This window comes from Micromonospora sp. NPDC049081 (genome assembly GCF_040648835.1).
GTDB classification, from domain to species: domain Bacteria; phylum Actinomycetota; class Actinomycetes; order Mycobacteriales; family Micromonosporaceae; genus Micromonospora; species Micromonospora antibiotica.
Map to the genome: position 1 here is coordinate 1 of NZ_JBEZEK010000047.1, position 22,883 is coordinate 22,883.

Annotated in this window: 21 protein-coding genes and 1 pseudogene; 9 read left to right on the top strand and 13 right to left on the bottom strand. The window is 73.7% G+C overall.

Annotated features, from left to right (window positions below; all coding sequences use genetic code 11):
- Positions 1 to 84: 84 nt before the first annotated feature.
- The 3 genes from AB0B63_RS31920 to AB0B63_RS31930 all read left to right on the top strand — a co-directional run bounded on the left by AB0B63_RS31920 (position 85) and on the right by AB0B63_RS31930 (position 2,439).
- Positions 85 to 543, top strand: a complete 459-nt coding sequence (locus tag AB0B63_RS31920; RefSeq protein ID WP_357025636.1) for a hypothetical protein — start codon at positions 85 to 87, stop codon at positions 541 to 543.
- Between the two features lie 112 nt (positions 544 to 655).
- A complete protein-coding gene (locus tag AB0B63_RS31925) occupies positions 656 to 1,819 on the top strand; it encodes an LLM class flavin-dependent oxidoreductase (protein ID WP_357025638.1) in 1,164 nt (387 codons plus the stop codon).
- The gene (locus AB0B63_RS31930) at positions 1,816 to 2,439 is read left to right on the top strand and encodes an FMN reductase (RefSeq protein WP_357025641.1); all 624 of its coding nucleotides are present in this window, start codon (positions 1,816 to 1,818) and stop codon (positions 2,437 to 2,439) included. Before AB0B63_RS31925 ends, AB0B63_RS31930 begins: the two co-directional genes overlap by 4 nt.
- Positions 2,440 to 2,507: 68 nt before the next feature.
- Here AB0B63_RS31930 and AB0B63_RS31935 read toward each other — a convergent pair whose 3' ends face one another.
- The 3 genes from AB0B63_RS31935 to AB0B63_RS31945 form a co-directional block, all read right to left on the bottom strand.
- Positions 2,508 to 3,380 (bottom strand): universal stress protein, encoded by an 873-nt coding sequence (locus AB0B63_RS31935; RefSeq protein WP_357025644.1) that lies wholly within the window; start codon positions 3,378 to 3,380, stop codon positions 2,508 to 2,510.
- A 201-nt stretch (positions 3,381 to 3,581) separates the two neighbouring features.
- Entirely contained in the window at positions 3,582 to 4,466 is an 885-nt protein-coding gene (locus AB0B63_RS31940) for a universal stress protein (protein WP_357025647.1), read from the bottom strand.
- Positions 4,467 to 4,515: 49 nt separating this feature from the next.
- Positions 4,516 to 7,305: a cation-transporting P-type ATPase gene (locus tag AB0B63_RS31945; protein WP_357025650.1), complete on the bottom strand. Its 2,790-nt coding sequence runs from the start codon at positions 7,303 to 7,305 to the stop codon at positions 4,516 to 4,518.
- A 179-nt stretch (positions 7,306 to 7,484) separates the two neighbouring features.
- Here AB0B63_RS31945 and AB0B63_RS31950 point away from each other — a divergent pair, with 179 nt between their 5' ends.
- The gene (locus AB0B63_RS31950) at positions 7,485 to 7,955 is read left to right on the top strand and encodes a cyclic nucleotide-binding domain-containing protein (RefSeq protein ID WP_357025652.1); all 471 of its coding nucleotides are present in this window, start codon (positions 7,485 to 7,487) and stop codon (positions 7,953 to 7,955) included.
- 109 nt (positions 7,956 to 8,064) lie between these two features.
- On the opposite strand, the pseudogene AB0B63_RS31955 reads toward AB0B63_RS31950, so the two are convergent.
- Positions 8,065 to 8,259 (bottom strand): annotated as a pseudogene (locus AB0B63_RS31955) (hypothetical protein); the annotation flags it as partial.
- On the bottom strand, positions 8,256 to 8,432 hold the full coding sequence (locus tag AB0B63_RS31960; protein WP_208570203.1) for a hypothetical protein: 177 nt from the start codon (positions 8,430 to 8,432) through the stop codon (positions 8,256 to 8,258). The pseudogene AB0B63_RS31955 and the gene AB0B63_RS31960, both read right to left, overlap by 4 nt.
- 231 nt (positions 8,433 to 8,663) lie before the next feature.
- Here AB0B63_RS31960 and AB0B63_RS31965 point away from each other — a divergent pair, with 231 nt between their 5' ends.
- A complete protein-coding gene (locus AB0B63_RS31965) occupies positions 8,664 to 8,885 on the top strand; it encodes a hypothetical protein (RefSeq protein ID WP_357025655.1) in 222 nt (73 codons plus the stop codon).
- Positions 8,886 to 8,912: 27 nt separating this feature from the next.
- Here the strand turns inward: AB0B63_RS31965 and pflA are convergent, their stop codons facing one another.
- The 4 genes from pflA to ppdK all read right to left on the bottom strand — a co-directional run bounded on the left by pflA (position 8,913) and on the right by ppdK (position 15,221).
- Entirely contained in the window at positions 8,913 to 9,647 is a 735-nt protein-coding gene (gene pflA / locus AB0B63_RS31970; RefSeq protein WP_357025677.1) for a pyruvate formate-lyase-activating protein, read from the bottom strand.
- A gap of 50 nt (positions 9,648 to 9,697) precedes the next feature.
- On the bottom strand, positions 9,698 to 11,941 hold the full coding sequence (pflB, locus tag AB0B63_RS31975; protein WP_208570205.1) for a formate C-acetyltransferase: 2,244 nt from the start codon (positions 11,939 to 11,941) through the stop codon (positions 9,698 to 9,700).
- 143 nt (positions 11,942 to 12,084) lie between these two features.
- On the bottom strand, positions 12,085 to 12,549 hold the full coding sequence (locus tag AB0B63_RS31980) for a hypothetical protein (RefSeq protein ID WP_357025658.1): 465 nt from the start codon (positions 12,547 to 12,549) through the stop codon (positions 12,085 to 12,087).
- Between the two features lie 11 nt (positions 12,550 to 12,560).
- Positions 12,561 to 15,221, bottom strand: coding sequence for a pyruvate, phosphate dikinase (gene ppdK, locus AB0B63_RS31985; RefSeq protein ID WP_357025660.1), 2,661 nt, complete (start codon positions 15,219 to 15,221; stop codon positions 12,561 to 12,563).
- A gap of 143 nt (positions 15,222 to 15,364) precedes the next feature.
- Here ppdK and AB0B63_RS31990 point away from each other — a divergent pair, with 143 nt between their 5' ends.
- The 3 genes from AB0B63_RS31990 (at position 15,365) to AB0B63_RS32000 (ending at position 18,150) form a co-directional block, all read left to right on the top strand.
- Positions 15,365 to 15,868, top strand: a complete 504-nt coding sequence (locus AB0B63_RS31990) for a GNAT family N-acetyltransferase (RefSeq protein WP_357025663.1) — start codon at positions 15,365 to 15,367, stop codon at positions 15,866 to 15,868.
- A 9-nt stretch (positions 15,869 to 15,877) separates the two neighbouring features.
- Positions 15,878 to 16,513 carry a YgjV family protein gene (locus AB0B63_RS31995; protein WP_208570209.1) on the top strand — a complete coding sequence of 212 codons (636 nt, stop codon included), beginning with the start codon at positions 15,878 to 15,880 and terminating at the stop codon, positions 16,511 to 16,513.
- A 314-nt stretch (positions 16,514 to 16,827) separates the two neighbouring features.
- Positions 16,828 to 18,150, top strand: coding sequence for a hemolysin family protein (locus AB0B63_RS32000; RefSeq protein ID WP_357025666.1), 1,323 nt, complete (start codon positions 16,828 to 16,830; stop codon positions 18,148 to 18,150).
- A gap of 146 nt (positions 18,151 to 18,296) precedes the next feature.
- Here AB0B63_RS32000 and AB0B63_RS32005 read toward each other — a convergent pair whose 3' ends face one another.
- The 4 genes from AB0B63_RS32005 to AB0B63_RS32020 form a co-directional block, all read right to left on the bottom strand.
- Positions 18,297 to 18,614: a PRC-barrel domain containing protein gene (locus AB0B63_RS32005; protein ID WP_357025669.1), complete on the bottom strand. Its 318-nt coding sequence runs from the start codon at positions 18,612 to 18,614 to the stop codon at positions 18,297 to 18,299.
- Positions 18,601 to 18,978: a hypothetical protein gene (locus AB0B63_RS32010; RefSeq protein ID WP_357025671.1), complete on the bottom strand. Its 378-nt coding sequence runs from the start codon at positions 18,976 to 18,978 to the stop codon at positions 18,601 to 18,603. Before AB0B63_RS32010 ends, AB0B63_RS32005 begins: the two co-directional genes overlap by 14 nt.
- Entirely contained in the window at positions 18,975 to 20,198 is a 1,224-nt protein-coding gene (locus tag AB0B63_RS32015; RefSeq protein ID WP_357025674.1) for a divalent metal cation transporter, read from the bottom strand. The genes AB0B63_RS32010 and AB0B63_RS32015 overlap by 4 nt, the downstream gene beginning before the upstream one ends.
- Before the next feature lie 370 nt (positions 20,199 to 20,568).
- Positions 20,569 to 20,943, bottom strand: a complete 375-nt coding sequence (locus AB0B63_RS32020) for a PaaI family thioesterase (protein ID WP_208570223.1) — start codon at positions 20,941 to 20,943, stop codon at positions 20,569 to 20,571.
- 115 nt (positions 20,944 to 21,058) lie between these two features.
- On the opposite strand from AB0B63_RS32020, the gene tyrS reads away from it, so the two are divergent.
- On the top strand, positions 21,059 to 22,345 hold the full coding sequence (gene tyrS, locus AB0B63_RS32025) for a tyrosine--tRNA ligase (protein WP_208570224.1): 1,287 nt from the start codon (positions 21,059 to 21,061) through the stop codon (positions 22,343 to 22,345).
- The last annotated feature ends 538 nt before the right edge of the window (positions 22,346 to 22,883 follow it).

Genomic DNA, 22,883 nt, shown 5'->3' on the forward strand with positions numbered 1-22,883 from the left:
GGGGGGGGTCGGGGACCGACGGGGCGTCCGTCTCCGGCGAAGTCCGCTAGCATTCGCGCGCAATCGTGACCGGAGGTGGTTCGGATGGACGCAAACGACGCCGGAGTGCTGGTCGGCAGGGTGGCCTGCGTCGCCGTCCCGCTGGTGCTGATGATGGTGCTGGCGGTCGTCGTCGTGGTGGCGGTGCAGCTCGGCCGCCGCCGCCCGCCGCCACCAGGGCCGCCGCCGTCGTGGCCCCCGACCGGCTCGACCGGGTACGCCCCACCCGCCGGCCCGCCCCACCCCGCGCCACATCCCACCCACCCGCATGCCGGCCAGCCCTCGACCTCCGGCCAGCCCTCGACCGCCGGCCAGCTCTGGACCGCCGGCCCGTCGACGACCGCAGGCCCGCCCGACGGTTCGCCGTCGGACGTCCGACCGGCCGATCGGGCGCCGTCGGCCGCCGGTGCCCCCGGCGACCCGTCGTCGGACGCGTCGGACCAGGGCGATCCGGGTACCCCGAGGCAGGGGGAGGAGCCGGCGGGACCGTCGGCGGCGGGGTGACCGGTGCCACCCCGGGAGTGGCCGACGCCGGAATAGTTGACGCGTCAAATAGGTTGTGCGCGACGTCCGGGTACCACGAACGGCCCGGTATCTCAGACGCGAGGAGCTGGTCATGCAGTTCGGAGTCTTCACCGTCGGCGACGTCACGGTCGACCCGACCACCGGACGGGAGCCGACCGAGCACGAGCGGATCAAGGCGATGGTGACCATCGCCCTCAAGGCCGAAGAGGTCGGTCTCGACGTCTTCGCCACCGGCGAGCACCACAACCGCCCGTTCGTCCCTTCCTCGCCCACCACCATGCTGGGGCACATCGCCGCCCGCACCGAGCGGCTGCTGCTGTCCACCGCGACCACGCTGATCACCACCAACGACCCGGTGAAGATCGCCGAGGACTACGCCATGCTCCAGCACCTGGCCGACGGCCGGGTGGACCTGATGATGGGGCGTGGCAACACCGGGCCGGTCTACCCGTGGTTCGGGCAGGACATCCGCAACGGCATCCGGCTCGCCGTCGAGAACTACGAGCTGCTGCACCGGCTGTGGCGCGAGGACGTCGTCGACTGGCAGGGCAAGTTCCGCACCCCGTTGCAGTCGTTCACCTCGACCCCGCGCCCGCTCGACGACGTCCCGCCGTTCGTCTGGCACGGCTCGATCCGCAGCCCCGAGATCGCCGAGCAGGCCGCCTACTACGGTGACGGTTTCTTCGCCAACCACATCTTCTGGCCCAAGGAGCACACCCAGCGGATGGTCAGCCTCTACCGGCAGCGCTTCGCCCACTACGGCCACGGCTCGCCCGAGCAGGCCATCGTCGGGCTCGGCGGCCAGGTGTTCATGCGACGTAACTCGCAGGACGCCGTACGCGAGTTCCGGCCGTACTTCGACAACGCGCCGGTCTACGGGCACGGGCCGTCGCTGGAGGAGTTCACCCGCCAGACCCCGCTGACCGTGGGCAGCCCGCAGCAGGTCATCGACCGCACCCTCGGCTTCCGGGAGTACGTCGGCGACTACCAGCGGCAGCTGTTCCTGCTCGACCACGCGGGGCTGCCCCTGAAGACGGTGCTGGAGCAGCTCGACCTGCTCGGCGAGGAGGTCGTACCCGTGCTGCGCAAGGAGTTCGACGCGCTGCGCCCGGCGCACGTGCCGGTCGCGCCCACCCACGCCTCGCTGGTCGCCGCCCGCGACGCCGCGCTGGCCGGGACGGGTGACGCCGGTGCCCCGGCCGGTGCAGGTGACGCCGGTGACCTGGCTGCCGCCGGGGCGGAGGGGGTCCGATGACCCGCCGCACCCTGGCCGTGGTGTCGGCGGGGCTGAGCCAGCCGTCGTCGACCCGGCTGCTCGCCGACCAGCTCGCCGCCGCCGCCCGCGACGAGCTGGTCGGGCGCGGCGACGAGGTGGAGCTGCGGGTGGTGGAGCTGCGCGATCACGCCCATGACGTGGTGAACAACCTGCTCACCGGCTTCCCGTCGACGGAGCTGCGGGCCGCCCTCGACGCGGTCACCGGAGCCGACGGCATCGTGGCCGTCACGCCGATCTTCAACGCGTCGTACAACGGGCTGTTCAAGTCCTTCTTCGACGTGGTGGACGCCCAGGCGCTGGTCGACCGTCCGGTGCTGATCGGCGCGACCGGCGGCACCGCCCGGCACTCGCTGGCCCTGGAGCACGCCGTCCGGCCGATGTTCGGCTACCTGCGCGCGGTGGTGCTGCCGACGTCGGTCTTTGCCGCCCCGGAGGACTGGTCCGGCGGCACCGCCGAGGGGGCGTTGCGGGCCCGCATCGACCGTGCCGGCCGGGAGTTGGCCGACCAGGTCGACCGGCGGCCACCGGCCACCGGCCCGGCCGACCCGTTCGCCCTCACCACCGACTTCGCCCAGCTCCTGGGCAGCCGGGAGGGCTGACCCGCAGCAGCGGCTGTCGGGCTGGCCCGCGCCGGCTCGGCGGTCCTGCGGCGGCCGGCCGGGTGACCTCACCGGTACGGGTGGGCCACCAGCACCGGGCAGTGGGCGTGCTGTACCACCGCCTGGCTGACCGAGCCCAGCAGCATACCGGTGAAACCGCCCCGGCCCCGGGTGCCGACGGCCAGCACCGACGCCGTGCCGCTGGCCTCGATCAGACCCTGCGCCACCCCGACCGCCCGGACCGGATGCTCCCGCAGCACCACGTCCGGGTGGTCGGCGCGGACCGCAGCGGACGCTTCGGCGAGCAACCGGACCGCGTGCGCCTGGTACGCCGCCTCGGACTCGGCGACCTCGTCGGGCACCTCCCGGTCCTGTGGGGCGGGGCCGACGTGCACCAGCACCAGCGGCACCCCCCGTCGGACCGCCTCGGCGGCGGCCTGGTCGGCGGCGACCCCGGCGGCCGGCGACCCGTCCACGCCCACCAGCACCGGCCCGTCCTCACCGATCGGTAACGTCTCCGGCCGGATGACCAGCACCGGGCAGTGCGCGTGCGCGGCGACCTGAGCGCCGACCGAGCCGAGCAGTAGCCCGGCGAATCCACCCAGCCCACGGCTGCCCACCACCACCAGGTCGGCCCGGCGGGACTCCTCGACCAGTGTCGCGCCCGCCCCACCGGCGACCTGACGCACCTGCACCGTCAGCCCCGACCACCGGTCGGCCAGCTCGGCGGCGGTCCGCTCCAACATCTGCTGCGCCTCCTCCGACGGCGCCGGCACCCCCAGGTCGTACGGGTTGAGCGGCACGCCGTAGCCGAGCGGGTGCAGGTAACCGTGCACCAGGTGCAGCGGCGCGGAACGCAGCACCGCCGCGTGCGCGGCCTGCTCCGCGGCGGCCAGGCTGGTCGGCGAGCCGTCCACGCCCACCACTACCGGTCGGTTCATCAGCTCTCCCAGGGTCGGTTGCGCCCATTGTCGACGTGCCGGCCCGTCAAACGCCGGCAGCTGACCAGGCCGGGCGTGCCGCCGCCACCTGCTCCGGCCGGGTGGGCGGTCCCCATCTGCTCAGGTCGGGGTGCCGCCCACCCGTCGCGGGCCGGCGATGCCGGCCACCTGACCGGCCGGGCGTGCCGCCGTCTGCGGCGGTCAGGCGGCGTGGTTGCGGACGATCACCAGTGGGCTGTGCGCGTGGTGCAGCACCGCGTGGCTGACCGAGCCGAGCAGCATCCCGCCCAGCGCGCTGCGGCCGTGCGCGCCGACGACGGTGAGCTGGGCCGCCGCCGACTCCTCGACCAGCACCCGGGCTGCCGCGCCGGGCACCAGCCGTCGGGTCACCGGGACGTCCGGATAGCGGTCCGACCAGCCGGCCAGCGCCTCGGCGAGCACCCGCTCCTCCTCGGCGGCGAACGCCTCCACGTCATAGACCAGCGGCAGCACGTCGCCCGGGCCGAGCGGCGCGGGGGTCAGCCAGGCGTGTACGGCCAGCAGCCCGGTGTCCCGCTGGGCCGCTGCGGCGAAGGCGAACCCGAGCGCCTCGGTGGACAGCGCGGAGCCGTCCACCCCGACCAGCACCGGGCCGTCCGCCCTCGCCTCACCGCGTACCACCAGCACCGGGCAGTCGGCGCGGGCGGAGACCTGCACCGCCGTCGAGCCGATCAGCAGCCCGGCGAAACCGCCAAGGCCCCGGGTGCCGAGCACCAGCAGCGCCGCGTCCTGGGCCTCGCGTAGCAGCACCGGGGTTGGTGCGCCGTCGGACAACCAGCCGGTGACGACCAGGTCGGGGGCGACCTTGCGAGCTTCGGTGACGGCGTCGGCGATGATCCGTTCGGCCTCGTGCCGCAGCCCCGCCTGGGGCGGTCCAGCGGGCCCGGGGCCCAACGGGATGCCGAACAGCGGCCAGATGAACGCGTGCACCACCCGCAGTGGGCGGTGCCGGTCGGCGGCTTCCCGGGCGGCGACCCGGACCGCGTCCAGCGCCGAGCGGGAACCGTCCACACCGACCACGACGGGGGCACCGGATCTGTTCGTCATCATGTCCTCCTTCGTCCGTCTCCAGCCTGGTCGTGTGCGGCCCGCCCGGTCAGGGGCGTCCGGCCCGAGCGGTGGGCCCTTGGTCCCGCACCGGACGTTCCCGGCCCGTACCGTCGACCGCCGGATCGGTGACCGCGTCCCGGCCGGGGTCGGTGACCGCGTGCCGGCCGGGGTCGGTGACGGCGGCCGTCGGTACGTCGGTGACCGCGTCGGCGACGGCCCCGGCCGGCAGCCGGAGGTCGGGCGGGATCGGGGTGCCGGTGCCGGTGGTGGTGGCGGGGCGGCGGTGGGCCAGCCGCAGCACCAGGCCGGGCAGGACGCTGACCGCCAGGCAGGCCAGCAGGACGGTGGGGCCGAGGGGTTCGGTGCCGAGCAGCGTCCGCAGCGGGGGCAGCAGCACGCCACCGACCTGGAGCAGCGCCGACCCGGCCACGGCGACGAGCAGCCCCGGGTTGGCCTGACCCGCCCCGGCCACCCGGGGCGCCCGGACGGCGAGTGCCACCCCGAGCTGGGCCAGGCCCAGCACGACGAAGACCACCGACTGCCAGGGCAGCCCGGCGTGGGCGGCGGCCACCCCGGCGGCCAGCACCACCGTCGAGATCAGTGCCCCGGTCACCAGCACGTCGCGGCCCAGCCCCGCGCCGAGCACCGACTCGCGGGGCGAGCGGGGGGCCCGCCGCAGGGTGCCCGGTTCGGCGGGTTCCGCGCCGAGCGCCACCCCCGGCAGGCCGTGGGTGAGCAGGTTGATCCAGAGGATCTGCGCCGGCAGCAGCGGTACGGGCAGCCCGAACAGCGGGCCCAGCAGCATCACCACGATCTCGGCCACCCCGCCGGAGAGGGCGTAGCGCAGGAACCGGCGGATGTTGTCGTAGATCCGCCGGCCCTCGCCGATCGCCACGGCGACGGTGGCCAGGTCGTCGTCGACCAGCACCAGGTCGGCGGCCTGCCGGGCGACCTCGGTGCCGCCGCCCATCGCCACCCCGATGTCGGCGCGGCGCAGCGCCGGGGCGTCGTTCACCCCGTCCCCGGTCATCGCGACCACGTGCCCCCGGGCCTGGAGCGCGGCGATGATGTCCAGCTTCTGCTCCGGCTGGGTCCGGGCGAACACCCGGGCGTGCGGTTCCGCCTGGGTGGCGTCGTCGGTGTCGCCCCGGACCACCGGGTCGCCGGCCCGCCACAGGCCGAGCTGTCCACCGATCGCGGCGGCGGTGGCCGGGTGGTCGCCGGTGACCAGCAGCAGTCGTACCCCGGCGGTGTCGAGACCGGCGGCGATCCCGGCCGCGCCGGCCCGCAGCGGGTCGCCGACGCCGACCAGCCCCACCGGGCGCAGGCCGACCGGTGCGGCCAGGTCGGGCACCGTGTCGACAGGTGCGGACGCCACCGCGAGCACCCGCAGCCCTTCGGCGGCCAACTGGCGGGCGGCGGCGGTCAGCGCTTCGATCTCCTCGGCGGTGGCGTCGAGCAGGGTACTGGTCAGCACGTTCTCCGGTGCGCCCTTGCAGACCACCAACTGCCGCCCGTCGCAGCCCCGGTGCACGGTGACCATCCGGCGGGTGGCCTGCTCGAAGGGGCGTTCGGCGATCCGGGGCCAGGCACGGCGGGTGGCCTCGGGCTCCAGTCCGCACCGGCCGGCGAAGGCGGTCAGGGCGGCCTCCAGCGGATCGCCGACCGAGGTCCAGTCGGGCTGGTCGTCCTGTGGTGGCGACACGGTGGCGTCGTTGCAGAGCAGCCCGGCGCGTGCCAGCCGGCGCAGTTCCTGCGGCGCGGTCACCGTCGTGCCGTCGCGACTGACCTGCCCGTGTGGGGCGTACCCGACGCCGTCGACGGTGTACCGGACGCCGTCGGGGGTGACCGCCGTCCGCACCACCATCCGGCCCTCGGTGAGGGTGCCGGTCTTGTCGGAGGCGATGACCGTCACCGAGCCGAGGGTCTCCACCGCGTGCAGCCGGCGGGGGATGGCGCGGGCCCCGGCCATCCGGCGCGCGCCCAGGGCCAGCGCCAGGGTCACCACCGCCGGCAACGACTCCGGGACGGCCGCCACCACCAGGCTCACCGCCGTCACGGCCATCTCCACGACCGGCCGGCCACCGGCCACTCCGATGGCGAAGACCAGGCCGGACAGGGCCACCACGGCCAGGGCGAGGATCCGGCCGAGACCGGCCAGCCGGCGCTGCAACGGCGTCGGGGCCGGTCGGGTGCCGGCGACCAGGGCGCTGATCCGGCCCAGCGCCGACGCGGCCCCGGTGCGCAGCACCATGCCGGTGGCCCGGCCGGTGGTCACCACCGTCCCGGCCCGCACCTCCTCGCCGTCGTCGCGGGCCACCGGCACCGACTCGCCGGTCAGCGCCGACTCGTCCACCTGGAACCGGCTCGCCTCGACCAGCCGCAGGTCCGCCGGGACGACGTCACCGGCCTCCACCCGGACCAGGTCGTCGCGGACCAGGTCGGCGGCCGGCAACACCACGTCGCGGCCGTCGCGTACCACCCGGGCGGTGGGGGCGGAGAGCTGGTCCAGCGCGGCGATGGCCCGGTCGGCGCGGACCTCCTGCACCACCCCGATGATCGTGTTGACCGCCACCACCAGCACGATCACCGCCGTGTCCGGCCAGTCGCCGAGCAGGGTGGTGACCGTCGCGGCGGCGAGCAGCAGGGCGACGAGCGGGTCGGTGAGCTGGCGCAGCACCCGGCCGGGGAGCCGCCGCCGGGCCGGCGCGGCGACGCTGTTCGGGCCGTCGGTACGCAGCCGCATCGCCGCCTCGGCGGTGGTCAGGCCGTCGGTGGCCCGCCCCGCGTCGAGGCCGCCGTCCACCAGCACCGCTCCCGCACCGGATGTCGTCACCGGTGACCTCCCCGCCTCGTGCGGCGTGTCCCGGGCACGCCGTCCCGTTCCACCCTCGCGCTGCGGCGGCCGGTCGGGCAGAGGCGATCTTCCCGCAGGTCACGGGACCATTGGCCCTGCCGCGTCGGCGTCTTCGGGAGTGCCATGGAGCCGACGACATCACGGCGAAGGGCACCCCGATGACCCCTCTGGAGATGCTCACCGAGCACCCCTTCCTCGCCGGCCTGCCCCAGGAGTGGTTGCCCCGGTTGACCGGGTACGCCCGGCCGGTGGTCTGGCACCCCGGTCACCGGCTGTTCTCCGCCGGCCAGCCGGCGGAGCGGTTCTGGCTGGTCCGGGGCGGGGAGGTGGCGTTGGACTTCCCGGTGCCGGGGCGCGGGGACGTGGGCATCGAGTCGATCGGGCCGGGCGGGGTGCTGGGCTGGTCGTGGCTGTTCCCGCCCTACCGCTGGCAGTTCGGCGCGGTCGCCGTCCGGCGGACCACCACCGTGGAGTTCACCGCCGAGGGGGTACGCCGGCTGATGGAGTCCGACGACGCCCTGGGCCGGCAGCTCACCACCCGGTTCATGAGCGTGGTCGTGGACCGGCTCCAGGCGTCCCGGGGGCGGCTGCTCGACCTGTACGGCTATCCGACCTCGGCGGCGAGCTGACCCGGACGGGCGGCGACACCCGCGCCCGTGTCGACACCCCCGGTGGTGTCGGCCCGGATCGTTGCGTCGGTGTCGGGGCGGTGCGTGGGGTGACGACCAGTCCGGCCGGCTGGACGAAGACCGACCGGCGGGCCACCGCCTCGTCCCGGTCGTCGAGCCGGTAGCCGTCGAGCCAGATCCACCCGTCGTAGGTGGGCCAGTCGAGCACCCGGATCACCCGGAACCGGACCGGCCGGAGGAACTGGACGCTGGCCGCCCGGGTCAGCAGGAGCAGGTCACCCGCCCTCGGCAGGGGCGCGTTCATCGCCGACCGAACACGCTGCGGTACCTGCGCCACGCCCTGATCCGGGTGCGGGCGGCCTCCACCACCGGGCAGAAGCCGGTGCCGGTGCACTTGTCGCACCGCCGGTCGCGGTGCTGGTCCAGGCAGCGCCAGGCCGATTCGATCAGGTACGGCACCGCGCGGTGTCCACACATTCCGCCTCCCGGGGGTGTCGGGGTCGTCGCGGCACCCCGCCCCGCCGAGCCCAGCTCCACCAGGGCGGGGGCACCGCGTCACCGATTCCACACCCTCGGTCGCCCAGTGTCAACGTTGGCGCGTCAACAACATCGCGTATCCTTTGTCGTGTCTCGATTATCGCGTGCCTGATAGCGTGCAATGGTGGTCGTGTCAACCTCGGCACGCGCGCGCTGGTCTAGCTTTCTGGCATGACTGATGAGGTGCCGGGGCCACTCGTCGCCGCAGGCGAAATCCTGAACATGCTGAATGTCAGCCGGTCACGGTTCCGCGCCATCGCGCTGCACCCGAACTTCCCGCGACCGTTCCAGACGTTGTCGGTCGGCTCGGTGTGGTTGCGGTCGGATGTGGAGGCGTACATCCGGGAGCACCGTCGTCCCAGGCCGGCCGTAGACGAGGACGAGCAGGGCTGATCAGCCTCGCCCGTCCGGCGGCTGGGGTCAGGTGACGGTCAGGCCGCGTTCGGCGAACTGGCCCCGGACCCGGGCCACCAGCTCCGGGCTGGGCGGTTCCGTCCGGGCGAGTGGAAAGGTGAGCCCCAGCTCGGCGTACTTGTGCGCGCCGAGACGGTGGAACGGCAGCACCTCGACCCGCTGCACGGTGGCCAACCCGGCGGCGAAGTCGGCGACCCCGGCCACGTTCTCCTCGGCGTCGGTGAGGCCGGGCACCAGCACGAACCGTACCCAGATGGGGGTGCCCCGGTCGGCGAGCCGGCGGCCGAAGCGCAGCGTCGGGGTGACGGACCCGGTGCGGGTGACCCGCCGGTAGGTCGCCGGGTCCCACGACTTGACGTCCAGCAGCACCAGGTCGGTGGCGTCGAGCAGGGCGTCGTCGGCGCGGACGCCGAGGAAACCCGAGGTGTCCAGCGCGGTGTGCAGGCCCAGGTCGTGGCAGCGGCGCAGCACCTCACCGGTGAACCGGGGCTGCATCAGCGGCTCGCCGCCGCTGATCGTCACCCCGCCCCCGGCCACCGCGATGAACCGGCGGTACGGCTCGATCTCCGCCATCAGCTCGTCCACGGTGCGGTGCCGGCCGCTGCGCCGGTACCAGGTGTCCGGGCTGTGGCAGTACCGGCAGCGCAGCGGACAACCGGCGAGGAAGGCCACGAACCGGGTCCCCGGCCCGTCCACCCCCACCGACACGTCCCACGAGTGCACCGCCCCGGTGGTCGGCACGCCGTCGCCCCGCCCGGTGGCGGTGGCGACGGCGTCGCGCGGCCGGACGTTCACAGCGACCCGTGGAAGGTCCGGGACACCACGTCCTCCTGCTGCTCCCGGGTGAGCCGGACGAAGTTCACCGCGTACCCCGACACCCGGACGGTCAGCTGCGGGTAGCGCTCCGGGTGCGCCATCGCGTCGACCAGGGTGGCCCGGTCCAGCACGTTGACGTTGAGGTGGAATCCACCGGCGTCGGTGTAGCCGTCGAGCACCCCGGCCAGGTTGTCGATCCGCTCGTCGCGGGTGTGACCCAACCCGTCCGGGGTCACCGTCGAGGTCAGCGAGATGCCGTCGCGGGCCGCGTCGTACGGCAGCTTCGCCACCGACAGCGCGGCGGCCACCAGCCCGTGGGTGTCCCGGCCGTTCATCGGGTTTGCGCCCGGGGCGAACGGCTCACCGGCCCGCCGGCCGTCCGGGGTGTTGCCGGTGTGCTTGCCGTAGACCACGTTCGAGGTGATGGTCAGCACCGACATGGTCAGCTCCGCGTCGCGGTAGGTGCGCTGCCGGCGCAGCTTCGCCGCGAACGTCTCGGTCAGCCACACCGCGATCGCGTCGGCCCGCTCGTCGTTGTTGCCGTACGTCGGCGGTTCCCCCTCGACCACGTAGTCGATCGCCAGCCCGGTGTCGTCGCGCAGCACCTTGACCCGGCCGTAGCGGATCGCGGCGAGGCTGTCCACCGCCACCGACAGCCCGGCGATGCCGGTGGCCATGAACCGGCGCACCGGGTGGTCGTGCAGGGCCATCTCCAGCCGCTCGTAGGCGTACCGGTCGTGCTGGTGGTGGATCACGTTCAACGCGTCCACGTACGTCTCGGCCAGCCAGTCCAGGGTGCGCTCGTACGCGGCCAGCACCTCGGCGTAGTCGAGGGTCTCCCCGCCGACGGGCGCGGTGGCCGGGGCGATCTGCTCCCCGCTGATCTCGTCGCGCCCGCCGTTGATCGCGTACAGCAGCGCCTTGGCGAGGTTGGCGCGGGCACCGAAGAACTGCATGTCCCGGCCCACCCGCATCGCCGACACGCAGCAGGCGATCGCCGTGTCGTCGTCGTACGCGGGCCGGATCAGGTCGTCGTTCTCGTACTGGATGGCGCTGGTGTCCAGCGACACCTGCGCGCAGAACCGCTTGAACCCGACCGGCAGCCGGGGCGACCAGAGCACCGTCAGGTTGGGCTCCGGCGCGGGACCGAGGTTGTAGAGGGTCTGGAGATAGCGGAAGCTGGTCCGGGTGACCAGCGGCCGGCCGTCGGCACCCATCCCGCCGAGGGCCTCGGTGACCCAGGTCGGGTCGCCCGAGAAGAGCTGGTCGTACTCGGGGGTGCGCAGGAACCGGACGATCCGCAGCTTGATCACGAAGTCGTCGACCAGCTCCTGGGCGTCGATCTCGGTCAGCCGCCCCTCGGCGAGGTCCCGCCGCAGGTAGACGTCGACGAACCCGGCGGTACGCCCCAGCGACATCGCCGCGCCGTTCTGCTCCTTGGTGGCGGCCAGGTAGGCGAAGTAGAGCCACTGGATCGCCTCCCGACCGGTGGTCGCCGGCCCGGAAATGTCATAGCCGTAGCCCGCCGCCATCTGTGCCAGCTCACCCAGGGCCCGGATCTGCTCGGCCAGCTCCTCCCGGTCCCGGATCACCTCGTCGGTCGACGGCCGGTCGTCCAGCGCCGCCTTCAGCGCCTTGCGCTCGGCGACCAGCCGGTCCACCCCGTACAGCGCCACCCGCCGGTAGTCGCCGATGATCCGTCCCCGCCCGTACGCGTCGGGCAGCCCGGTGATGACGTGCGAGCGGCGCGCGGCGAGCACGTCGGACGGGTACGCGTCGAACACCGCGTCGTTGTGCGTCCTGCGGTACGTGGTGAAGATCCGGTGCACCTGCGGGTCGGCGGGGTAGCCGTACGCCTTCAACGCGGTCTCCACCATCCGCAGCCCACCGGCGGGCATGATGGCCCGGCGCAGCGGCGCGTCGGTCTGCAACCCGACGATCAGCTCCCGCTCCCGGTCGATGTACCCGGGGGCGTGCGCGGTGATGGTGGACGGGGTGGCCGCGTCGATGTCGTACACGCCGCGTTGGCGCTCCTGCACGAACATCGCCCGCAGCGTCCCCCAGACCTCCAGGGTGCGGCAGGTGGGCCCGGTGAGGAACGACGCGTCCCCGGTGTACGGCTCGTGGTTGTCCCGGACGAAGGCGGCCACGTCGATGGTGTCGCGCCAGGCGTCGCCGGTGAAGCCACGCCACGGGTGGAGAGGTGCGGTGCCGGTCATGATCGGTCCTTCCGCGTTGGTCGGGTCCGGCGGCCTGGGTCGCCGGGGTGTTGCGCCTGCACCATCAGCCTCGTCGGGCCGGACCGTCCCGGGCAGAGGCGCAGGACCACCCCCGTCCGGGACCAAAGACCCCCGGCGGCCGGTCAGCGCCGCACGACGAGCCGTTGGGCGCGCAGCAGCCGCGCCCACCACGGCCGGGGCGTCGCCGGGCGCAGCGCGGGCACCCGCGCGCCGCGCAGGCTCACCCAGCCGCCGGGCCCCATGGTCACCGTGCCGATCGCCGGTGGCCGACGCCGTGCCACCACCGCCACGCCGGCGGTGAGCAGGGCGACGGCGGCGGCACCGGCCGCGGCGGCGAGCATCCGGTCCGGGTCGGGCAGTGCCCGGTAGCGGACCCGCCCGTCGGCGAGCACGAACGCGCCGACGGCCCGCCCGTCGCGGGTCACCGGCACCAGCGCGGCGGCCGGCGAGCCGGGCAGGGTCAGCACCGGCCCCACCGGCCCCACCGGCCCGACCGCCGTCACCGTCGGTGTCACCGCCGGTTCGGGGGTACGGGGCACCGGCGGCCCCAGCGGGGCGGGCCCGGTCGGATTGAAGATCGCGGTCATGACGCTGCCTCCTAGCGGCTGTCGGACGTGTCGGTGGCGGTCTCGATGGCGGCCCGGCCCGCCGCCAGCCGGGCGATCGGCACCCGGTACGGCGAGCAGGAGACGTAGTCCAGGCCGGCGTCGGCGAAGAACGCCACCGAGTCGGGGTCGCCGCCGTGCTCACCACAGACCCCGACGGTCAGGTCCGGGCGGGTGGCCCGCCCCTCCGCCACGGCCAGCCGGACCAGCCGACCCACCCCGGCGGCGTCGATGCTCTCGAACGGCGACACCCCGAAGATCCCCCGCTCCAGGTACGTGCCGAAGAACGAGCCCTCCACGTCGTCCCGGGAGAACGCCCAGGTCAGCTGGGTCAGGTCGTTGGTGCCGAAGGAGAAGAAGCGGGCCTGCGCGGCGATGGCACCGGCGGTCAGCGCGGCCCGGGGCACCTCGATCATCGTGCCGACCGGCATGGCCGGCGCGTCGGGCACCCCGGCGAGGACCAGGTCGGTCTCCGCCCGCACGGCCGCCAACTCCCGCACGTCACCCACCAGCGGCACCATGATCTCCGGCCGGGGGTCACCCCCGTCGCGCACCCGCTGCGCCGCCGCCTCGGCCACCGCCCGCACCTGCATGGCGAACAGCCCCGGGATCACCAGCCCGAGCCGCACCCCGCGCAGCCCCAGCATCGGGTTCGCCTCGTGCATCCGGCGGACCGCCGCCAGCAGCCGCCCGTCGCGTCCCGGGTCCCGCCCGGTCGCCTCGGCACGGGCGACCCGTGCGGTCAACTTGTGCAACGGGGGCAGGAACTCGTGCAACGGCGGGTCGAGCAGCCGGATCGTCACCGGCAGGCCGTCCATCGCGGCGAGAAGTTCGGTGAAGTCGGCCCGCTGCAACGGCAGCAACGCCTCCAGGGCGGCGGTCACCTCGTCCGGACCGTCGGCCAGGATCAGCCGTTCCACCAGTTCCCGGCGTTCACCGAGGAACATGTGCTCGGTACGGCACAGGCCGATGCCGGTGGCCCCCAGCGCGCGGGCCCGGCGGGCGTCCGGACCGGTGTCCGCGTTGGCCCGCACGCCGAGCCGGCGCACCGCGTCGGCGTGCCCCAACAGCCGGTGCACCGCCGCGACCAGCGGATCGGCCTGCGGGGCCAGCTCACCGGCGAGGTAACGGGCCACCGGGGAGGGCTGCACCGGCACCGCCCCCGGGTAGACCCGGCCGGAGGTCCCGTCGATCGAGATCACCTCGCCGGCCCGGACCACCCGGTCGCCGATGGTGAGCTCGCCGCGCTCCGGGTCGATCCGCAGCGCGTCCGCGCCACAGACGCAGGTGCGGCCCATGCCCCGGGCCACCACGGCGGCGTGCGAGGTCTTCCCGCCCCGGGAGGTGAGCACCCCGGCGGCGGCGATCATGCCGGGCAGGTCGTCCGGGGTGGTCTCCCGGCGGACCAGGATCACCGGCCCGTCGGCGGCGGTCGCCGCAGCCGAGTCGAACACCACCCGGCCCACCGCCGCACCCGGCGACGCGCCCACCCCGACGGTGAGCGGCGGTGGCGCGTCGGCCAGGTCGAACGCGGGGAACATCAGCCGGCCCAACTGCGCCCCGGTCACCCGGCACAGCGCCTCGTCCAGGGTGATCAGCCCCTCGTCGACCAGTTGCGCGGCGATCACGAAAGCGGCGGCGGCGGTCCGCTTGCCGACCCGGGTCTGCAACATCCACAGCTTGCCGCGTTCGATGGTGAACTCGACGTCGCACAGGTCCCGGTAGTGCCGTTCCAGCGTCGCCATGATCCCGGTCAACTGCCGGAAGCTGGCCGGGTCGATCCGCTCCAACTCAGGCAGGGCGACGGTGTTGCGGATGCCCGCGACCACGTCCTCGCCCTGCGCGTCGGGCAGGTAGTCGCCGTACACGCCGGGCGCGCCGGTGGCCGGGTCGCGGGTGAAGGCCACCCCGGTGCCGGAGTCCGGGCCGAGGTTGCCGAAGACCATCGCCATCACGTTGACCGCGGTCCCCAGGTCGTCGGGGATGTGCTCCTGCCGCCGGTAGAGCCGGGCCCGCTCGGAGTTCCACGACGCGAACACCGACCGTACGGCCAGGTACAACTGCTCGTGCGGCGACTGTGGGAACTGGTGCCCCACCTGCCGCAGGAAGATCTTCTGGTACGTCTCGACGAGGTCGCGCAACTGCTCGGCGGTCGGTCCGTCCGGGCCTGCGGTGGCGCGCAGCGCTGCCAACTCCCGGTCGAACTCCTCCGCCGGCACCCCGTGCACTGTGCGGGCGAACATCTGGATCAACCGCCGGTAGGAGTCCCAGGCGAAGCGGGCGTCATCGGCACGGGCGGCCAGGCCCACCACGGTGGCGTCGTTGAGCCCGATGTCCAGGATCGTCTCCATCATCCCCGGCATCGAGTACCGGCCGCCGGAGCGCACGGCGAGCAGCAGCGGGTCGTGCCGGTCGCCGAGCCGCCGGCCCAGCCGGGCCTCGACCTCCCGCAGATGGGCGTTGATCTCCTCGAACAGGCCGTCCGGCGGCGACCCGGTGTTCAGGTACGCCCGGCAGGCGTCGGTGCTGACCGTGAAGCCCGGCGGCACCGGCAACCCGAGCCGGGTCATCTCGCCGAGGTTGGCACCCTTGCCGCCGAGCAGGTCGGCTCTGCTGCGATCACCTTCGATGAAGTCGTAGATGTACCTGGTCATGGCCCCGGCCCTCCACTCGACTCGCCGGTCGGACCTGTCCCTTCGTTGGTAGCAACGGCCGGGGGGCGGCCGGCAGGGCCGGACGGTACGCCGACCGGGCCACAGGTCCCGAGGTTGTCGGTGCCGGTGCGTATCCTCCGGCGATGACCGACGAGCTGTCCCTGCGGCCCGTGTGCGACGACGACCTCCCGCACTTCTTCGCCCACGAGCAGGACCCGGAGGCGGCCTGGATGGCGGCGTTCGGCCCGGCCGACCCGACCGACCGGGCGGTGTTCGACGCGCACTGGGCCCGCATCCGCGCCGACCCCCGGGTGGTCAACCGCACGGTGGTCGTCGACGGCGCGGTGGTCGGGCACGTGGCGGCCTTCCCGGTGGGCGAACACACCGAGGTCAGCTACTGGATCGACCCGCACCGGTGGGGGCGCGGGCACGCAACCGCCGCGCTGACCGCGCTGCTGCGGGAGCTGCCGCACCGGCCGTTGCGCGCCCGCGCCGCGAAGGACAACCGGGCGTCCCTGGCGGTGCTGCGCAAGTGCGGCTTCGTGGTCGTCGGCGAGGACTCCGGATTCGCCGACGGTCGGGGTGCCGAGGTCGAGGAGTGGCTGCTGGAGCTGCCCGCCGTCCCCGCTGACCAGGGCGGGCACTAGTCTCGCGGAGTGAACTGGCTCGAACTCGTCGGCTGGGCCGGCTCCGCGTTGCTGGTCTGGTCCCTGCTCCAGACCCGCATCCTTCGGCTGCGCGCCCTCAACCTGGTCGGCTGCCTGATCCTGATCGGCTACAACACCGCCGTGCAGGTCTGGCCGATGGTCGGCCTCAACGTGGTGCTCGCCGTGATCAACGTGTGGTACCTGCGGAGGATGCTGGCCACCCGGCACGACGACCGCGCCTACCAGGTGGTCGAGGTGGGCGTCGGCGACCAGTTCCTGGCCCACACGCTGCGGGTGCACGCCGCCGACATCGCCCGGTTCAACCCCGACTTCCGCCCACCCCCGGCCGACGCCGACCGGTCGGCCTTCCTGGTGGTACGCGACGACGAGGTGGTCGGGGTGGTGCTGTCGCACGCCGAGGCGGACGGGACCGCCCAGATCGACCTGGACTACGTGACCCGGCGGTTCCGGGACTTCACCCCCGGCGAGTTCGTCTACCGCCGCAGCAGCCTGTTCACCGACCGGGGTTTCCGCCGGGTGGTCAGCCCACCCGGCATGGTCGCCCCCTACTACCACCGGCTCGGCTTCCGCCCCGACGGCGACGCGTACGTCCTCGACCTGGCCCCGGCCGCCGGTCGGCGCTGACCCCCGACCGCCGGGCAGCGCACCGACCGGCGGCGGTCAGCGGATGGCCGGTCAGCGGACGGCCGATCGGGGCCGGGCCGGCCGTCGGGCCCGCAGCCGGTGGGGGCCAGGCTGGCCGTCGGGCTCGCGTCGGGTCCCCCGACGGCCGGACGGGGCCGGACCGCCGTGCGGGCCGCATCCGGTCACCGATGATGGCCGTGGGGAGGGTTCGCCGACCGCGCGGTTGGGCACAGACTGGGCTACGCCGGGCGGGTCCTCCGCCCGGCGGCGTCGGCCCGTCGCCGACGCCCCCCGCCTGAGGGAGAGTGCCGGGCGTGCAGAGCTACTGGAGCCAGTTGGCCCTGGTCGGAGTCTTGGTGGTGCTCAACGCGATCTTCGCGGGCAGCGAGATGGCCCTGGTGTCGCTGCGGGACAGCCAGGTGCAGCGGTTGGAACGCACCAGCCGGGCCGGCCGGGTGCTCGCCCGGCTCGCCAAGGACCCGAACCGCTTCCTCGCCACCATCCAGATCGGTATCACCCTGGCCGGGTTCCTGGCCTCCGCCGCCGCAGCGGTCTCCCTGGCCAAGCCGCTCGTCCCGCTGCTCGGTTTCGTCGGCGGCGCCGCCGAGACGGTGGCGATCGTGCTGGTGACCCTGGTGCTGACCTTCGTCACCCTGGTCTTCGGTGAGCTTGCCCCCAAGCGGATCGCGATGCAGCGCGCCGAACGGTGGGCGCTGCTGGTGGCCCGCCCGCTGGACATCCTGTCCAGCTTCACCCGGCCGGCGGTGTGGCTGCTCGGTGCCACCAGCGACCTGGTGGTCCGCTTCGCCGGGGTGGACCCCAGGCACCAGCCCGACGAGATCGGCCCCGACGAGCTGCGGGACATCGTCGCCGGCAACCACGGCTTCACCAAGGAACAACGCACGATCATCGCCGGTGCGGTGGAGATCACCGACCGGCAGCTGCGCGCGGTGCTCGTACCCCGGTTGCAGGTCTTCACGCTCGACAGCGGGACCACCGCGGAGGCCGCCCGGCTGCTGCTGGCCGCCACCGGCCACTCCCGGGCCCCGGTGGTACGCCACGGCGGCCTGGACGACGCGGTCGGCGTGATCCACCTGCGGGACCTGGTGGGAGTGCCGGAGGACCGCCCGGTCGACGACTGCGCCCGCCCGCCGATGCTGCTGCCCGACTCGCTGCCGGTGGTGGACGCGCTGCGCCAGTTCAAGGCGGAGCGCCAGCACATCGCCCTGGTGGTCGACGAGCGCGGCGCGGTCGACGGGATCGTCACCCTGGAGGACATCCTGGAGGAGATCGTCGGGGAGATCTACGACGAGACCGACCGGGACGTCCGCTCGGTGCGCACCGAGGCCGACGGCTCGCTGGTGCTGCCCGGCACCTTCCCCGTGCACGACCTGACCGACATCGGCGTCGAGGTGCCCAACCGGCCGGCCGGTGACTACACCACCGTCGCCGGGATGGTGCTGTCCTGCCTCGGGCACATCCCCACCGTCGCGGGGGAGAGCGTCACCATCGACGGGTGGGAGCTGACCGTCACCGGCGTCGACCAACGCGCCATCTCCCAGATCCGGCTGCACCACGCCCCGACCACGTCCCCCACCGACGAGCAGGAACCCGTCCACGACGAAGCCCACGCCTGACCGGCCCGCCCGGTGGCGCCTCGCGGTCCCGGCCGCGCGGCCCGCGAGCGCCTCCCGGGCACGCGGCTCGGGCGGTGTTTCCCGCCGGGCGGCTCAGGCGGCGTATCCCGGCACTCGGGTACCCGGCTCGGGTGGCGTCCCCGCGTTCAGCCCGGCGGGGACGGATCCCCGAACGGGAAGCCCGGCACCGGGGGCAGCAGCTGGATCTGGTCGGTGGGGAACTGGCGGGTGTCCCGGCTCAGGAACCGGGCGGCCACCCGGATCGCCCAGGGGCCCGACGGGTGCCGTTGCTCCCCGACCAGCCGACCCCACGTCCGGCTCCACCAGTGGGCGGTCACCAGCACGTCGGTGAGCCGCAACCGCCCGTCCGGGAAGTCCCCCCGCACCACCACGTCCACCACCCGCCCCAACCGCCGCCCGTGCAGGTCGTACGCGGTGCGACCGAGCAGCTCACCCGCTCGCACGGTCCGCCCCCGGAATCCGGTCTATCAGGTGCCGCCGCAGCCACGCCTCCACCGGTGGGCGGGGCAACTCGTCGGCGCGGACCCGCAGCCGCACCGCGCTGTCGATCCGGGCGACCTGACCGATGGGGATGCGCAGCGGCCCCGGCGTCTCCTCGGTGAGCCGGTCGGCCAGCGTCACCAGCAACCGCCCCACCCGACCGCCGATCCGCTGCCCCAGCGCCCCCTGCCCGGTCAGCAGGTACGCCACGTAGGGCACCCCCTGCTCGTCGGGGGCGAACGCGACGTCGTCGACCTTGCCGAGCAGCAGCCCGTCGGCGTCGACGAGCTGCCGGTCGAGCAGCTGCCGGCCCAGCTGGACCCTCACCGTCCCATCCCCGTCCCGACGGCCAACGGGAGCGCGGCCACCGACGCCGCCACGATGACCAGCAGGAACACCGCACCCAGCAGGTTGAGCCATGGCCCGTTCACGTCGTCACCCAGGTAGGTGCGGTCGTTGGCGACGACCAGGATCGGCAGGTACGTCAACGGCAGCACCACCGCGCTGGCCACCAGCATGTATTCGGTCAACCGCACCGGGTCGACGGTGGTGGACAGCAGCAGCGTCGCGGCCAGCATGCTGACCAGCAGCACGCTGTGGAACCGGGCGGCCTCCCGGGGACTGACCCGCTTGCCCCACTGCCACCCGAAGTACTGCGCCGCCGCGTACGCCGCCGACAGTCCGGTCTCCAACGCGGCCCCGAAGGTCACCGCGAAGAACGCCAACGCGGCGACCGCCAGCCCCACCCCGCCGAACGCCAGCACCACCGGTCGGGCGACCTGGTCGAGGGTCGACAGCGACACCCCGCCCGGGTGGAAGACCACGGTGGCGGTGGCGACCAGCGACAACGCCAGCAGCCCGCCGACCGGGAAGCCGATCAGGACGCTCGACCGGGCATCGGCCAGATCGGCGGCGCTCCAGTTCTCCTCCACCCCGCCGGAGGAGAAGAAGAACACCTCGTACGGGCTGACGGTGGAGGCGAACAACGCCACCGCCACGAACCAGTACGCACCCCAGCCCTGGCCGGCCGTGCCGGGGTGCAGGGCACCGTGGCCGAGCGCCGCCCAGTCGGTCGGCAACCAGAACAGCGCCAGGGCGAACACCAGCAGGGTCAGGCCGGCCAGCCCGAACACCCGCTCCATCAGCTGGAAGCGCATCCGCCACAGCACCAGCCACACGGCGAACGCCGCGACCGGCACCCACAGCAGGTAACTCACCCGGGAGGCCAACTGCAGGGCCAACGCCACCCCGCCCAGCTCGGCGGCCAGGGTCAGCACCGTGACCAGGTAGGACGCCGCCAGGTTGAGCAGCGCGACACGGGGACCCAGGCGTTCGCGGACCAGGTCGAACACCGCCCGCCCGCTGACCGCCGCGATCCGGCCGGCCATTTCCGCGTACGCGCAGATGCCGACCACGCCGAGCCCCAGCACCCAGGCGTGGCCCATGCCGAACCGGGCCCCCGCCTGGCTCGCCGCCACCAGGTCGCCGATATCGACGAAGCCGCCGATGGCCGACAGCACCCCGAGGGTGGCGGCGAGGAGCTTCACGCGGGCCGGCCGACGCGGGGACGCGGCTGTGGCACCCGGGAGCGCCCTCACGGGGGGACGGGATCGGCGGCGGTCATCGAGGCGACGATATCGGCGCAGGAGGCACCGTATCCGGCAAACCGGTCAGGCTTCCCGGATCACCTGCCCCCGCTGCCCGATGGCCGATGGCCGATGCCCGATGGCCGCTGCCCGCTGCCCGCTGCCCGATGGCCGCTGGCCAATGCCCGCTGGTCGTCCTGCTCGCTCCGTCCGCTGGTCGCCCTGCTCGCCCTACCCGGCCCGGACGTCCCGCCGGTCGCCCTTCTCGCCCGGTCCGCCCGTCCCGCCGGTCGCCCGGGCGGGGGAGCAACCGGGCCAGGGCGTCGCGGCGTCAGTCCCGGGTGAGGTTCTGCAACCGGACCTGGCCCCGGGAGACCAACCGGCCCTCGGCGTCGGTGATCTCCACCTGCCAGAGCTGCTGGCTGCGTCCCCGGTGCACCGGGGTGCCGACCGCGACCAGCTCACCCTCGCGTACCGCCCGCAGGAAGTCCGTCTGGTTGGACACCCCGACCACGCTGCCCCGGTCGCCGAGCCACAGCGTGCCGCCCACGCTGCCGACGGTTTCCACCACCGTGCAGTAGACGCCGCCGTGCATGATGCCGGCCGGCTGGTGCAGCTCCGGCCGCACCTTCCAGCGGATCACCACCCGGTCGCCGCTGGCCTCGTCGAACGTCAGCCCCAGCAGGCCGACCAGACCATCCGTCATCTCCGGGATCTCCACGGCTTTCCTCCTCGTCGCACCGGCCCGGCCAGCCTAGCCGCGCCGCCGGCCGGCAAACCCGGTACGGCCCCAGGTCGGCAATGGGGGAGAATCGGTGACCGTGACCGACAGCAACCTCCCGCACGGGCGGGACTCCCTGACCGACGACCTGCGGTGGCGCGGCCTGATCCAGGACTCCACCGGCCCCGACGAACTGCGTGCGCTGCTCGACGGCGGGGCCGCCACCTTCTACGTGGGCTTCGACCCGACCGCGCCCAGCCTGCACGTCGGCCACCTGATGCAGGTCACCACCGCCCGCCGGCTCCAACTCGCCGGGCACCGCCCGCTGCTGCTGGTCGGCGGCGCCACCGGCCAGATCGGCGACCCGAAGGAGAGCGCCGAGCGCACCCTCAACCCGCCCGAGGTGGTGGCCGGTTGGGTGCAGCGCATCCGCGACCAGCTCGCGCCCTTCGTGTCGTACACCGGGGAGAACGCGGCGCAACTGGTCAACAACCTGGAGTGGACCGGCGAGATGTCGGTGGTCGAGTTCCTGCGCGACGTCGGCAAGCACTTCCCGGTCAACAAGATGCTGGCCCGTGAGGTGGTGCGGGCCCGGCTGGAGACCGGCATCAGCTTCACCGAGTTCAGCTACCAGCTCCTCCAGGCCAACGACTTCTTCGAGCTGCACCGACGGCACGGCTGCCAGCTCCAGTACGGCGGCTCGGACCAGTGGGGCAACATCACCGCCGGTGTCGACTACGTCCGTCGTCGGGGGGCCGGCCCGGTGCAGGCCTTCACCACCCCGCTGGTCACCCGCTCGGACGGCACGAAGTTCGGCAAGACCGAGGGCGGCGCGGTCTGGCTCGACCCGGAGATGACCAGCCCGTACGCCTTCTACCAGTTCTGGGTCAACGCCGACGACCGGGACGTCACCCGCTACCTGCGGTACTTCAGCTTCCGCTCCCGCGAGGAGCTGGAGGCGCTGGAGAAGGAGACGGCGGAACGCCCGGCGGCCCGCAGCGCCCAACGTGCCCTCGCCGAGGAACTCACCACCCTGGTCCACGGCGCGGAGGAGACCCGGCAGGCCGTCGCGGCCAGCCAGGCGCTCTTCGGTCGGGGCTCGCTGGACGACCTCGCCCCGGAGACGCTGCGTGCGGCGCTGAGCGAGGCCGGCCTGGTGCAGCTCACCGGTGAGCTGCCCGACGTGGCCGGGTTGCTGCGCGACGCGGGGCTGGTCGGCGGGCTCAAGGAGGCCCGTCGGGTGATCACCGAGGGCGGTGCGTACGTGAACAACACCCGGGTCACCGACGTCGACGCCACCGTCGACCCGGTCGACCTGCTGCACGGCCGTTACCTGGTGCTGCGTCGGGGCAAGCGCTCCTTCGCCGGGGTCGAGCTGCGCCCCTGACGGTCGGGTGTGACGTGCGACGCGTCCGCCGGATTTGACGATCAACTCGGCGGACGCGTAACTTTCTCTCTGCCAGCGCGGAACGGACGAACCGGGGTGAATGCCTCGAAGGCCGGAGCGCGGTGTGAGGTTCCGACTTCGTGGGGTTGCCCCTGCGAGGCGCGGACCGGGCGGTGCCCGGATCGGCCCGGGGGGTCGATTTGGTGAGGCGAAACCGACCGGGTAGTGTTTGACGCCGGCAGGGCACCGGGCGAGCGTGCGGGAGACCGCAGCGGCCGGCTTGTCGACAATCGCGATGGTTTCCGGTGTGAGCCGGGGGGTTTCGTGGTGTGTGGGAATTGTGGTTGAAGTGGTGTTGATCGTGACAGAGCGGTTTGACACGGCGGATACCACCGGGTAACGTAGTAAAAGTGCCTGGCGCTGGAGCGCCGGACATGGTGGATGAGATACCCCAGGTCGGGGGTCCTGTTGGTCGGGGCTTTCGGGTGGTGTGTGGTTGTTCTTTGAGAACTCAACAGGGTGCTTGATAAGCCAGTGC